The sequence below is a fragment of the Streptomyces sp. Tu6071 genome, assembly GCF_000213055.1.
GTDB classification, from domain to species: domain Bacteria; phylum Actinomycetota; class Actinomycetes; order Streptomycetales; family Streptomycetaceae; genus Streptomyces; species Streptomyces evansiae.
The window spans coordinates 991746-1004728 of record NZ_CM001165.1 but is presented as its reverse complement, the minus strand read 5'-3'; the positions used below and the strand labels follow the sequence as shown (position 1 = coordinate 1004728).

The window sequence follows — 12983 nt, the reverse complement described above, 5'->3', positions numbered from 1 at the left end:
GACAGCGTACGAAAGGAGTCACCATGCCGAGTGAAACCGGCACCGCCACGCCGCTCGACCCGGAGAACCTCGACGCCCTCGCGGAACTCGGTCAGCAGTTGCGGGTGGACTCGGTGCGAGCGACCGACGCCGCTGGTTCCGGGCACGCGACCTCGTCGATGTCCGCGGCGGATCTCGTCGCCGTGCTCTTCGCCCGGCACCTGCACTACGACTTCGACGCCCCCGACCTGGCGACGAACGACCGCTTCGTGCTCTCCAAGGGCCATGCCTCACCGGTCCTCTACGCCGCGTTCAAGGCGGCAGGCGCCGTCAGCGACGCGGAACTGCTCACCTTCCGCGAGGAGGACAGCCGCCTCGACGGGCACCCCACCCCGCGCATCCCCTGGGTCGACGTCGCGACGGGCTCGCTCGGCCAGGGCCTCCCGGTCGGCGTGGGCCTCGCGCTCACCGCGCGTGATCTGGACCGTACCGACAGCAGGGTGTGGGTCCTGTGCGGGGACAGCGAGATCGCCGAGGGCTCCGTGTGGGAGGCGGCCGAGGCCGCGGGCGCGCTCCACCTCGACCGCCTCACCGCGATCATCGACGTCAACCGGCTCGGTCAGCGCGGCCCCACGCGGCACGGCCACGACCTGGACTCCTACGCGCGCCGCTTCCGGGCGTTCGGCTGGCACACCATCGAGATCGACGGCCACGACGTCCACGAGATCGACGCCGCCTACCGCGAGGCCGAGTCCACGCGCGGCGAGCCCACCGTGATCCTCGCCCGCACCATCAAGGGGCAGGGCGTACGCGCCGCCGCCGACCACGAGGGCCTGCACGGCAAGCCGCTCAAGGACCCCGAGGGCGCCATCGCCGAACTCGGCGGCGTACGCGACATCCGCGTCTCCGTCCAGAAGCCGAAGGGCTCCGCCGGCCAGCGCAACCCGGCCCCCGCCGCGCTCGACCTGCCGCGCTGGGACAAGGGCGGCGACGAGGTCGCGACGCGCGACGCCTTCGGCAAGGCGCTCACCGCGCTGGGCACCGCCCGCCGCGACGTCGTCGTCCTCGACGGTGAGGTCGGCGACTCGACCCGTGCCGAGTTCTTCTCGAAGGAGCACCCCGAGCGGTACTTCGAGATGTACATCGCCGAGCAGCAGATGGTCGGCGCGGCCGTCGGGATGGCGGCGCGCGGCTGGCGGCCCTTCGCCGCGAGCTTCGCGGCCTTCCTCACGCGCGCCCACGACTTCATCCGCATGGCGGCGGTCAGCCAGGTCAGCCTCGCGTTGTGCGGCTCGCACTCGGGCGTCGCGATCGGCGAGGACGGGCCCTCGCAGATGGGCGTCGAGGACCTCGCGATGATGCGCGCCGTGCACGGTTCGACGGTCCTCTACCCGGCCGACGCCAACGCCGCCGCGCACCTGACCGCGGCGATGGCCGACATCGAGGGCATCTCCTACCTGCGCACCACGCGCGGCGCCAACGCGGTCGTCTACGGGCCCGACGAGGAGTTCCCGGTCGGCGGCTCGAAGACGCTCCGCTCCAGCAGCGAGGACCGGCTCACGGTCGTCGCCGCCGGGCAGACCCTCCACGAGGCCCTGGCCGCGGCCGACCGGCTCGCCGCCGAGGGCGTCGCCGTCCGGGTCGTGGACCTGTACTCGGTCAAGCCCGTGGACCGCGAGACGCTGTGGAAGGCCGCCGAGGAGACCGGCTGCCTGCTCACCGTCGAGGACCACCACCCCGAGGGCGGCATCGGCGACGCCGTCGCGTCCGCCTTCGACGACGGCCGCCCCGCCCCGCGCCTGGTCCGCCTCGCGGTCCGCAACATGCCCGGCTCCGCGACCCCCGCGCAGAGCCTCGCCGCGGCGGGCATCGACGCGGACGCGATCACGGCCTCGGTGCGGATGCTGGTGAACTGACGGCGGCGGCTCGCGCGGGGCGCGTCGGCGGCGGTACCACGGGGGTACGGAGCCGACGCGGTCCCGCCGCCCCCGCGAGGCCCCCTGTGCCGGGCCCCCGTCGCCCTCAGCCCCGGGACGGGCCGCCCGCGCTCTCAGCCAGCCAGCGAACGCCCGTCCCCGGGCCTGATCCCGCCCCGGCTCAGACCCGGCACAGGATCTCCCCGTGCAGCACCCCGAACCACGCGTCCGGGCTCCGTCCCCACTCCCGCCACGCCGCCGAGATCGCTTCGAGCCCGGCGGCGTCCGCGTGCCCGCCGCTCGTCGCGCGCTCCGCGTACGCCGAGGCGAGCGTGCGGTCCGCCCACAGCCCGCTCCACCAGGCCACCTCGTCCGGCGCCGCGTAGCACCACGTGTCCGCCGACGAGGCGACATCGGTGAAGCCCGCCTCGTGCGCCCAGGCGCGCAGCCGCCGCCCCGCGTCCGGCTCCCCGCCGTTGCCGCGCGCCACGCGCTCGTACAGGTCGAGCCAGTCGTCGAGCTCCGGCACCTCGGGGTACCACGTCATCGCCGCGTAGTCCGCGTCCCGTACCGCCACGATGCCGCCCGGCTTCACGACCCGCCGCAATTCGCGCAGCACGCCCACCGGATCGCCCACGTGCTGGAGCACTTGGTGGGCGTGCGCGACGCAGAAGGTGTCGTCGGGGTACGCGAGCGCGTGCCCGTCCCCGGCCGTGAAGCCCACGTTCGCGAGCCCGCGCCGCTCCGCCTCCGCCGCCGCCTTGGCGAGCACCCCTTCCGAGGCGTCGATCCCCGTGACGTGGCCCTGCGGGACGAGCGCGGCGAGGTCCGCCGTGATCGTCCCGGGCCCGCAGCCCAGGTCGAGCACGCGCATGTGCGGCTTGAGGTGCGGCAGCAGGTAGGCGGCCGAGTTCTCGGCGGTGCGCCAACTGTGCGAGCGCAGCACGGACTCGTGGTGGCCGTGCGTGTAGACGGCGGTTTCGGCGGGGGTCTCAGCGGTTTCCGGCATGACGGAACTCCTTCGGTCCCGGAGGATTCGGTGCGTTCACGCTACGCCGCATGTCGCTTGGTGAGACGGGCGTCTCGCGATGCGGACGTGAAGCCTTCCGGGACCGAGGGGCCGCGCTCACACCACTATCGGCCGGTACACCGTCAGCGCCTCGTGCAGCTTGTCCAGTTCGACGACGCTGCCCGCCTCCGCCACCTCGCCGTCGTGCGCCAGCGGCGTCCCCGGTTCGATGCCCGTGACGCGCAGGCGGTGCAGGCGGCGCGCGGCGTGGAAGGGAGAGCGGGTGAGGGGACCGGCGAGGGCCGCGCCGAGGAGGCGGGCCGAGGGGCGGCCCCCGCCGCGTACCGTCCGGACGTCCAGGAGGCCGTCGGCCAGGTCGGTGCGGCGGCCCGCCGTGAGCCCCGGGCGGCCGTAGAGGCCGTTGCCCGCGAAGAGGAGCCACAGCGGTTCGCGGTGGCCGCCGATGTCCGCGAGGAGCGGGCGGTCGCGGCGCAGGACGTGCACGGCCGCCGCCACGTCGGCGAGCCGGCCGCCGAGCCTGCCGGACCACTTCTCGCGCTCCTGGACCAGCTCCGGGTACACGCCGAGGCTGAAGGTGTTGAGGAAGAACCCCGAGACCCAGCCGTCCTCGGAGTCGCGGCACTCGGTGCGCCAGCGCCCCACGTCCACGAGGACCGCCTCGCCCAGCTCGACGGCCCGGTAGGCGTCCCGCACATCCTCTATCCCCAGGTCGTACGCGAAGTGGTTGAGCGTCCCGCCCGGCAGGACGACGAGCGGGAGCTCGTGCCGCAGGGCGACCCCCGCCGCCGTGTTGATCGAGCCGTCACCGCCGCTGATGCCGAGCGCCTTCGCCCGCCGCGCGGCCTTCTCCAGCTCGTCGGCGAGCGCCGGTCCCTCGCACTCGACGACCTCCGCCTCGGGCAGCGCGTCGCGCAGGCTCCGTACGCGGTCGGGCGAGCCGGCGCCCCTGTTCACGACGACGACGAGCCCGGCCCCGCGCGGCAGCCGGGGCGCGCCCACGGTGAGGCGCGCGGGCACCGGCATCTGGTCGCGCGTCGGCACCAGGCCCCGGACGGCGAGCGCCGCGCCGACCCCGAGCGCGGCGCCCGCGAGGACGTCGCTCGGGTAGTGGACCCCGGTGTAGACGCGCGAGGCGGCGACGGAGAAGGCGACGGGGGCGACGAGCGCGCCCAGCGCCCGCGACTCCAGCGTCACCCCGGCCGCGAAGGCGGCGGCGGACGCGGCGTGCCCCGAGGGGAACGAGGTCGTGAGCGGCTGGCGCTTGAGCTGCCGCACGAGCGGCACCGCGTCGCGCAGCGGCCGGGCGCGGCGGACCGCGCGCTTGCCGATCGTGTTGACGGTCGCCGAGGCGAGCCCCAGCGAGACGAGGCCGCGCACGGCGGCGCGGCGGGCGCGCGGGGAGCGCGTCGCGTAGAGCCCGGCGCCCGCCGCGAACCACAGCACGCCGTGGTTGGCGGACCGGCTCAGCCGGGGGAGCACCTGCTCGGCGCCGGGCCAGCGGTGGCTCGCGGCGATACGGAAGACGGTGGAGTCGAGCGAGGTGAGCCGGTCCCGCCAGGGCGATGAGGTGACGTCTGCGGTCATGGCGCACACGTACCCCGGCCGCCCCGCCTCACCCCTGACGACCTGCGCGCGGCGACCGAAATGAGTTTGCCCGGCACCCGGACGGACGCGGACAATGCGCGGCATGGGACATCTCGAAGCAGGGCACGTGGAGTACTTCCTTCCCGACGGGAGGCCGCTGCTCGGGGACGTGTCCTTCCGCATCGGCGAGGGCGTCGTCGCCGCGCTCGTGGGTCCCAACGGGGCGGGCAAGACGACGCTCCTGCGCCTGCTCTCCGGTGAACTCCAGCCGCACGGCGGCGCGGTCACGTCGAGCGGCGGGCTCGGCGTGATGCCGCAGTTCGTCGGCTCCGTCCGCGACGAGTCCACCGTGCGCGACCTGCTCGTCTCCGTCGCGCAACCCCGCGTCCGCGAGGCCGCGCGCGCTGTCGACAAGGCCGAGCACGCGATCATGACCGTCGACGACGAGGCCGCCCAGCTCGCCTACGCGCAGGCCCTCTCGGACTGGGCGGAGGCGCGCGGCTACGAGGCCGAGACGCTGTGGGACGTGTGCACGGTCGCGGCCCTCGGCATCCCCTACGAGCAGGCCCAGTGGCGCCAGGTCCGCACGCTCTCGGGCGGCGAGCAGAAACGGCTCGTCCTCGAAGCGCTCCTGCGCGGCCCGGACGCCGTCCTCCTCCTCGACGAGCCGGACAACTACCTGGACGTGCCGGGCAAGCGCTGGCTGGAGGAACAGCTCGAACAGACCCGTAAGACGGTCCTCTTCGTGAGCCACGACCGCGAACTCCTCAACCGCTCGGCGCGGCGCATCATCAGCGTCGAACCGGGCCCGGACGGCGCCGAGGTGTGGACGCACGGCACCGGTTTCGCGACGTACCACGAGGCGCGCAAGGAGCGCTTCGAGCGGTACGAGGAGCTGCGCCGCCGCTGGGACGAGAAGCACGCGCAGCTCAAGAAACTCGTTCTGGACATGCGCCAGTACGCGAAGAACAGCGACGCGATGGCCTCCCGCTACGCGGCGGCGCAGACGCGGCTGCGCAAGTTCGAGGAGGCGGGGCCGCCGCCCGAGCCGCCGCGCAAGCAGGAGATCACGATGCGGCTGCGCGGCGGGCGGACCGGGGTGCGCTCGGTGACATGCGAGAAGCTCGAACTCACGGGCCTCATGAAGCCCTTCGACCTGGAGGTGTTCTTCGGCGAGCGCGTCGCGGTGCTCGGCTCCAACGGCTCGGGCAAATCGCACTTCCTGCGCCTCCTCGCGGGCGAGGACGTCGCTCACACGGGCGCCTGGAAGCTCGGCGCCCGCGTCGTACCCGGGCACTTCGCGCAGACCCACGCGCACCCCGAGCTGGAGGGCCGCACGCTCCTCGACATCCTGTGGAGCGAGCACGCGAAGGACCGGGGCGCCGCGATGTCACGACTGCGGCGCTACGAGCTGACGGGGCAGGCCGAGCAGCGCTACGAACGCCTCTCCGGCGGCCAGCAGGCCCGCTTCCAGATCCTCCTGCTCGAACTGGAGGGCGTGACCGCGCTCCTCCTCGACGAGCCGACGGACAACCTGGACCTGGAGAGCGCCGAAGCGCTCCAGGAGGGCCTGGAAGCCTTCGAGGGCACCGTCCTCGCCGTCACGCACGACCGCTGGTTCGCGCGCGCCTTCGACCGCTACCTCGTCTTCGGCGAGGACGGCCGCGTCCGCGAGACCCCCGAGCCGGTGTGGGACGAACGGCGGGTCGCGCGCGCGAGGTGAGGCGACCGGCGGCCGGTCCCGGCGGTACGGGGCCACTCCGGCCGTACACGGGGACGGCCCGTCCCCGCGCCGCCGGACGGCTCCCCGCGCGGGGAGGGGGCCCGCGCGGCACAGTGGGGGCGTGGGCAGTCGAGGTGGGCGCGATCCCGGGTTCCTGGAGCCGTCGTACGCCGTGGCCGGATTCGCGGCGCCGGCGGAGCTGAGCGGACGGCTCGGGGAGACGGCGGGGGACGGCGACGTCGTCGCCGCCGCTTGCGGGTACTGGGCGCGACGGGGCCTGGAGACCGGTCCGGAGGGGGTGCTCCTCGCGCCCGGCGGGGGTGCCCTGTTGCTGGCCCTGCTCGCGGCCAGGGGCGGCGACATCCTCGTCCCGCGTCCCTGCGCCGCCTGGTGGCTGCCGCAGGCGCGGCTGCTCGGGCGCGCCGCGCACCCCGTGCCCACCCCCGCGGAGTACGGGGGCGTCCCCGACCCGTACGCGCTCATGGAGACCGTACGGCGGGTGCTCCGCGAGGGCGGCGACCCGCGCGTCCTCGTGCTCGGCGTCGTCGACGACCCGACCGGGACCGTGCCCGAGCCCGAGGCGGTCGACGCGGCCCTCGAAGCGGCGGCCGGCTGCGGCCTCACCGTCGTCGTCGACGAGAGCCTGCGCGACACCCCGCACTCCCCGCACCACCCCCTCGTCCTGAGCCCCGCGCGTGCCCACCCGGACGACGTCGTCGTCCTCACCGACCTCGCCGGGGCGCTGCTCCCCGCCGACTGGCCGCTCGCCCTGGCCCGTTTCCCCGCCACCCCCGCCGGCCTCACGCTGCGCGCCCGTACCGCCGACGCCCTCACCGCGGCGGGCGCCCGCCCCGCCGGACCGCTCCGCGCGCCCGCCGCGCGCGCCCTCGCGGAACCGCCGGAGCTGCGCGCGCGGGCCCGCGCGATCGCCCGCGCGCACGGCCTCGTCGCCCGCGCGGCCCACGCGCGCGCCACGGCCGCGGGAGCGTTCGCGCTGCCGCCGCGCGCCGGGCGCTCCCTCCTCGTCGACCTCGGCCCCTTCCGCGAGGCGCTGGCCGCGCGCGGCGTACTCGACGCCGTCGACCTCGAAGCGGACCTCAACGCGCGGCTCCCCTTCCCCGTGCACGGCGGCCACCGCTTCGGCGACCCGCTCCCCGCGCTCCGCGTCCGCATGCCGACCGCGGGACTCCTCGGCCCTTCACCCGCCGCGCGCGAGCCCGCCCTCACCTCCCCGGACCCCCTCGCGTTGCCGGACCCGCGCCGGGCCCTGAGCATGTTCGAAGCCGTCCTGCGCGACCTCGCCGCGACGGAGCCGCCGCACGCCCCGGGAACGGGGCACCGGCAGGACGGCACGGGAACAGCGACGCACGCAGGCAGAGACAGCAGAGACACAGGCACAGGCACGGACGCGGGTACCGGCACCGGCACCGGTGGCCGCACCGTGGAGGGAGCGGAATGAACGTGGGCCCCCGCGCGAGGTCGGCCGTCTGGTGCTGGGGCGGGGGGAGGTGGCCGGGCGCGGTGGGGCGGCCGGCGGGCGGTGGTCCCGCGAAACGTGTGCGCGCGGGTGTGGGGGAGGAGGGGCCGCTCGGCGCGGGGGCAAGTACGCGGCGCTCGGGGGGCGGTTCCGGGACCGGGGTGGCCGGGATGGTGGCCGAGTCGACGGGGACGGCGCTTGTGGCCGTGCCGTCGGGGTCGGCAGCCGGCCCGGTGGCCGGGTCGTCCGGGGTTGCCGGGGTGGCCGGGTCGTCCGGGGTGGCTGGGACGGTGGCCGGGTCGGCCGGGACGCTGGCCGGCCGTGGCGAGGGGCCGCTGTGACGCCCGCCCCGCTCAGCCCCCGGCCGTCGTCCCACGGTGCCCCGGCCCGCCCGGTGGACCACCCCCCGTTGCCCGAGCCCCGGCCGCTCGGCGAGCGCCGGGTCTGGCCGCGGGACTTCAGCGACCGGCTCAGCGCGCCGCTGCCCGGTATCCGGGAGTACGCGCGGCTCGTCCGCGAGGGCGCCGTGCGGCCGGGACCCGCCGGGCTCGTGGACGTGCCGCGCATTCCGTGCGCGCCCGCGCCGCCGCCGGTCCCGCGCGCGGGTGAACTCGCGGTCACGTGGGCGGGGCACGCGAGCTTCGTCGTGCGGATCGGCGGGCTCACCGTCCTCACGGACCCCGTGTGGTCGCGCCGCATCCTCGGCACCCCCGCCCGCATCACCCCGGTCGGCGTGCCGTGGGCCTCGCTCGGCCATGTCGACGCGGTCGTCCTGAGCCACAACCACTACGACCACCTCGACGCCCCCACGATGCGCCGCCTGCCCCGCACCACCCCCGTCTTCTGCCCCGCCGGGCTCGCCCCGTGGTTCAGGCGGCGCCACTTCACGAGGGTCACCGAGCTGGACTGGTGGGAGGCCGCCGTCCTGGACGGCGTCCGCTTCGACTGCGTACCGGCGCACCACTGGTCCAAGCGCGGCCTCGCCGACACGTGCCGCAGCCTGTGGTGCGGCTGGGTCCTCACCGCCCCCGGCGGCGGGCCGCGCCTGTACTTCGCGGGGGACACGGGCTACGGCCCCGCGTTCGCCGAGATCGGCCGCCGCCTGCCCGGCATCGACCTCGCGCTCCTCCCGGTCGGCGCCTACGACCCGCGCTGGTGCCTGGGGGACGTGCACTGCGACCCCGAGGAGGCGGTACGCGCCGCGGACGACCTCGGCGCCGCCCGGATGGCCCCCATGCACTGGGGCACCTTCCTGCTCTCCTCCGAGCCCGTGCTCGAACCGCTCCTGCGCACCCGCGCCGCCTGGCACGCGGCCGGGCGCCCCCGCGAGGACCTGTGGGACCTCCCGGTGGGTGCCTCGCGCCTCCTGGAGCGCGTACGGGCCACGGGGGGCGACGCGCGGACGGGCTGAGCCGCCGCCCCGGTCGTTACGTTTTCGTAGCCCCGGATTCGTACAACCGTGTGAAGGGCCCGTGAGTCCCCTGTGTGTACCACGAAGACAGGGGAAAACCATCAATACCGCACGCCGTACGACTCTGGCCGTCGCCACCTCCGCCGCGCTGGCCCTCACCGGCATCGCCGCCTGCGGCACCGTCGAGAACCTGAGCGCCGCGCAGAAGATCCAGAAGGCCGCCGACAAGCTCGGCGAGCAGCACTCGCTCACGGTCGAGTTCGGGCTCGACGCCGACCCGAAGGTGCTGCGGCGCGCGAGCAAGTCGGACGACCCCGAGGACGCGCTGTCGCCCACGGCCGCGAAGGCGGTGGGCAAGCTCCGGATCTCCTTCTCCGTCGAGGCGTCCAAGCCGCTCGCCGAGGCCCGGGACAAGGACATCAAGTCCTTCGCGTTCTCGGTCGGCTCGGGCAAGGGGGCCGAACTGCTCGACGTGCGGATGGTCGACAAGACCCTCTACCTGCGGGCCGACGTCGACGCCTTCGGGAAGACCTTCGACACCCCCATGCCCGGTGCCGGTGAACTGCCCCCGGAGATGGGGCCCCTCAAGGACCTGTTCGCGGGGAAGTGGGTCAAGACCGACACCTCCGCGCTGGAGGAGCTGGGGGCCGGCGCGGACGCCTCGGGGAAGAAGTCCGGCGCGGACAAGCTGGACAGCAAGACCCAGCGCAAGCTCAAGACCGACCTCAAGAGCATCCTCGCGCGCCGCGTGACCTTCACCGACAAGGGCGAGAAGGACGGCACGGACCACATCCTCGCCAAGGCCCCGGCCCGCGCCCTGCTGACCGACGTCCTCGGCGCCGTCGAGGACGTCTCCGACAAGGTTCCGGCGTGGCGCATGCGCGGCACGCCCACCGAGAAGGACCTCAAGGACGTCCCGAACAGCAAGCTCGGCGTGGACTTCGCGCTCAAGGACGGCACCCTCTCCGGGGTCACCTTCGACGCCGCTCAGCTCGCCGAGCCGGGCGACCCGGTCAAGAAGGGCGACAAGTTCGACGTCGTCCTCCGCTTCGACGAGCCCGGGAAGATCACGGCCCCCACCGGGGCGAAGGAACTTCCCCAGGGCAAGAAGGGCACCATCTTCGGCATGGACCCCGGCCTCCTCCTCGGCGGCGGCCCGGCGGACGTCGACGCGCTCTCGAAGGACGGCCCCGGTGCCGAGAGCCCCCTCGACGAGGACGGGTTCGCGAACGACCCGCTTTTCCGCAAGGAGTTCGAGAAGCAGCTCCGGAAGGAGATGGACAAGCAGTTCGGCGCCGACTGGGAGAACGGCCCGATGGGCGACGAGATCGAGAAGCAGATCCAGGAGCAGCTGAAGCTCCAGTTCGGCGACAAGGCCGCCGCCAAGGGCTGACGGACCGGAAGACGGGGGCGGCCGGGTCCGAGAACTCGCGGGCCGAAGAGGCGCGGCTCGAAGCGGCGCCAGCCGTACGGGCCGCAGGCGCGGCGGGCCGGAGGCGACACGCCCCGGCCCGCCGCCGTACCCCTCGCCCGCCGCCTCCCCCGGCCCCTCCCGCCGCCGTCCCCCGGCCCCGCCCGCCGCCGTCCCCCGCTCAGGCCGCGCCGTCCCTCCCCGCTCAGGCCCGCGCCCGCCCTTCCTTGGCCTCCCCCGCGCCCGCCCCGCCGTCGTCGTCCGCTCCCCGTCCGCCGCGCAGCCGCCGCCACACCGGCGGCCCCCCGCTGATCAGCAGCGTCAGCACGACCGCGGCGAGGACGCCCTGCCAGGGCTCCGGGAAGAGGGAGCCGCCGAGGATGCCGACGAGCTGGTACGTCACGGCCCAGGCGAGGCACGCCGGGGCGTTGCCGCGCACGAAGACCCGCAGCGGCATCTCCGCCATGAGGCACGCGAGCATGACCGGGATACGGCCGCCGGGGACGAGCCGCGAGAGGACGAGCAGCGGGATGCGGCGGCTCTCCAGGCCGCGCTGGGCCTGCGTCAGGCGGTCGGCGGGGGCCCGGTCGCGCAGGGCGTCGAGCCAGCGCGAGCCGTTCTTCGAGCGCATCCCGCGCTGCCCGAGCCAGTACAGGGCCACGTCACCGAGGAACGCGGCGAGCGCGGCGGTCACGAAGACGAGGAGCAGGTTGAACGGGTTGTGGTGGAGGGCCACCACGGACGTCGAGCTGACGAGCACGCCGGTGGGTATCACGGGGACGAGCGCGCCGAGCAGCACGAGGAGGAACAGCGAGGGATAGCCCACCGCCTGCTGCGTCACCCCCGGCACCTTGTCCGCGACACGGTCCGCCGCCTGCGAGAGCACGCGCGCCCCGTCCCACGCCGCGCCCCGCGCGTTCTCCACGGCCAGGTCCCAGGCCGCGCCGCGCCCGGTCACCGCGCCACCCGCGGGCGCACGCTCTCGCCGTGCCCGAGCAGGTGCACCGCGACGTCCGGCGCGAGCCGCCCCGCCTGCCGCACGAAATCGACGCCGGGCGAGTGGAACTCGTGCGGGCGCACCGCGCCCAGGCCGATCGGCCAGTACGTGCCGAAGTGCACGGGGACGGCGGCGCGTGGCCGCAGATCGCTCAGCGCCCGCGCGGCGCGCTCCGGGTTGAGGTGCTCGTGCCCGAGCCCCGGCCCCCAGCCGCCCACCGGGAGCAGCGCGACGTCGACGGGGCCCGTCTCGCGCGCCATCCCGGCGAAGAGCCCCGTGTCCCCGGCGAAATAGGTGCGGGCCGTGCCGCTGATGACGTAGCCGAGCGCGGGCGCCTGCCGCGGGCCCACCGGGAAGCGCCGCCCGTCGTGCCGGGCGGGCACCGCGCGGACGTCGAGCCCGCCGATCCGCTGCTTGTCGCCCGGCGCGACCTCGACGAGTTCGAGCCGCGCGAGCCGCCGCCCGAGCCCCGGCACCGCGCGCAGCGCGCCGCGCGGCAGCAGCACCACCGTGCCGGGCGCGAGGCGCGCGAGCGAGGGCACGTGCAGGTGGTCGCTGTGCAGGTGCGAGACGAGCACGCCGTCCGCGCGCAGCGCGACGGGTGTGGGCAGCGCGCCCTGACGGCGGCGCAGGTGAGCGAGCCGCCGCACGAGCACCGGGTCGGTCAGGAGCCGTGTCCCCGCGTCCTCCACCGTGCAGGTCGCATGTCCCCACCAGGTGATCTCCACCGTCGCCGCTCCTCCTCGCCACCGCCGCCGACCACTTCACCGTCCGCGGGCTCCCGTCGAGCCTACGGGCTCCAGTAGAGTCGGCACTCATTCGGATCAGTGCCCGTCCGGGCACCGTCCGTCGCCACGGCCGGGCCAACGGCCCGGGAGCGGAACGGGGGAGTGCTGTGAACGGGCACCGCGCGGTGGCGATCGCCGCACTCGTACCCCTGGAACGGCTCGACACGCAGCCGTACCTCGTCGACATCCGCAGCCAGTTCGCGCACTGCGCCCAGTGGGCCGCCGCGCGCGGGCACACCCTCGTACGGGAAGTGCTCGCGCACGGGCTCGTGCCCGCGCACGAGGCGCTGTGGGACCCGGTCGACAGCGGCGAGGCGGACCTCTTCGTCGTCGCGGAGGCGGCGGCGCTCGCCGAGGCCGTGCACCCGGCGGAGGAGTTCCGCGCCCTGTGCGAGCTGCGGGGCGTCCCGCTCGCGCTCGCCGCGCTCCCCGAGCCCCGCTACGACGCCGCCCACAAGGCCCGCATCCACCGCAGGCTCTCGATGCCGACCGCCGGCTACGACGGCCGCTGAACCCCGGGGCCGTTCACGGGCGTCCTTCCCGGGCGGAAACACCTCCCTGCCACCGCCGCCGCGCGCGCCCGCCGGGACGGGGCGGGGGAGGCGGTGTGCGAAGGTGGGGGAACGGTTCGAGGGCATTCCGCGCGGATCGCGTGAGGAAAAGGTGA

The 12983-nt window shown here is 75.4% G+C and carries 10 protein-coding genes; 6 read left to right on the top strand and 4 right to left on the bottom strand.

The features are described 5' to 3' along the window. Nucleotides 1–23 precede the first annotated feature (23 nt). A complete protein-coding gene (locus STTU_RS04185) occupies nt 24–1895 on the top strand; it encodes a transketolase (RefSeq protein WP_007820114.1) in 1872 nt (623 codons plus the stop codon). A 181-nt stretch (nt 1896–2076) separates the two neighbouring features. On the opposite strand, the gene STTU_RS04180 is transcribed toward STTU_RS04185, so the two are convergent. Together STTU_RS04180 and STTU_RS04175 are read right to left on the bottom strand one after the other, a co-directional pair. Then, nucleotides 2077–2904: a class I SAM-dependent methyltransferase gene (locus STTU_RS04180; protein WP_007820113.1), complete on the bottom strand. Its 828-nt coding sequence runs from the start codon at nt 2902–2904 to the stop codon at nt 2077–2079. A gap of 117 nt (nt 2905–3021) precedes the next feature. Further along, entirely contained in the window at nt 3022–4509 is a 1488-nt protein-coding gene (locus STTU_RS04175; RefSeq protein WP_043254088.1) for a bifunctional phosphatase PAP2/diacylglycerol kinase family protein, read from the bottom strand. A 103-nt stretch (nt 4510–4612) separates the two neighbouring features. Between STTU_RS04175 and STTU_RS04170 the strand changes: the two genes are divergently transcribed. The 4 genes from STTU_RS04170 to STTU_RS04150 all read left to right on the top strand — a co-directional run bounded on the left by STTU_RS04170 (nt 4613) and on the right by STTU_RS04150 (nt 10513). Beyond that, nucleotides 4613–6232 (top strand): ABC-F family ATP-binding cassette domain-containing protein, encoded by a 1620-nt coding sequence (locus STTU_RS04170; protein WP_007820111.1) that lies wholly within the window; start codon nt 4613–4615, stop codon nt 6230–6232. Between the two features lie 121 nt (nt 6233–6353). Continuing rightward, entirely contained in the window at nt 6354–7691 is a 1338-nt protein-coding gene (locus STTU_RS04165) for an aminotransferase class I/II-fold pyridoxal phosphate-dependent enzyme (RefSeq protein WP_007820110.1), read from the top strand. 355 nt (nt 7692–8046) lie between these two features. Beyond that, nucleotides 8047–9120 carry an MBL fold metallo-hydrolase gene (locus STTU_RS04155; protein ID WP_043254083.1) on the top strand — a complete coding sequence of 358 codons (1074 nt, stop codon included), beginning with the start codon at nt 8047–8049 and terminating at the stop codon, nt 9118–9120. A gap of 61 nt (nt 9121–9181) precedes the next feature. Then, a complete protein-coding gene (locus STTU_RS04150) occupies nt 9182–10513 on the top strand; it encodes a hypothetical protein (protein WP_007820108.1) in 1332 nt (443 codons plus the stop codon). Nucleotides 10514–10736: 223 nt separating this feature from the next. Here the strand turns inward: STTU_RS04150 and STTU_RS04145 are convergent, their stop codons facing one another. Together STTU_RS04145 and STTU_RS04140 are read right to left on the bottom strand one after the other, a co-directional pair. After that, a complete protein-coding gene (locus tag STTU_RS04145; protein WP_052862463.1) occupies nt 10737–11417 on the bottom strand; it encodes a DedA family protein in 681 nt (226 codons plus the stop codon). Between the two features lie 68 nt (nt 11418–11485). Next, entirely contained in the window at nt 11486–12256 is a 771-nt protein-coding gene (locus STTU_RS04140; protein ID WP_043254081.1) for an MBL fold metallo-hydrolase, read from the bottom strand. A gap of 167 nt (nt 12257–12423) precedes the next feature. Here STTU_RS04140 and STTU_RS04135 point away from each other — a divergent pair, with 167 nt between their 5' ends. Continuing rightward, a complete protein-coding gene (locus STTU_RS04135) occupies nt 12424–12828 on the top strand; it encodes a hypothetical protein (RefSeq protein ID WP_007820105.1) in 405 nt (134 codons plus the stop codon). Nucleotides 12829–12983: the final 155 nt, after the last annotated feature.

Bases quoted from the DNA above. Each gene is read 5' to 3' on its own strand.
- STTU_RS04170 (WP_007820111.1), top strand. From the start codon at position 4,613: ATGGGACATCTCGAAGCAGGGCACGTGGAGTACTTCCTTCCCGACGGG.
- STTU_RS04180 (WP_007820113.1), bottom strand. From the start codon at position 2,904: ATGCCGGAAACCGCTGAGACCCCCGCCGAAACCGCCGTCTACACGCAC.
- STTU_RS04175 (WP_043254088.1), bottom strand. From the start codon at position 4,509: ATGACCGCAGACGTCACCTCATCGCCCTGGCGGGACCGGCTCACCTCG.
- STTU_RS04185 (WP_007820114.1), top strand. From the start codon at position 24: ATGCCGAGTGAAACCGGCACCGCCACGCCGCTCGACCCGGAGAACCTC.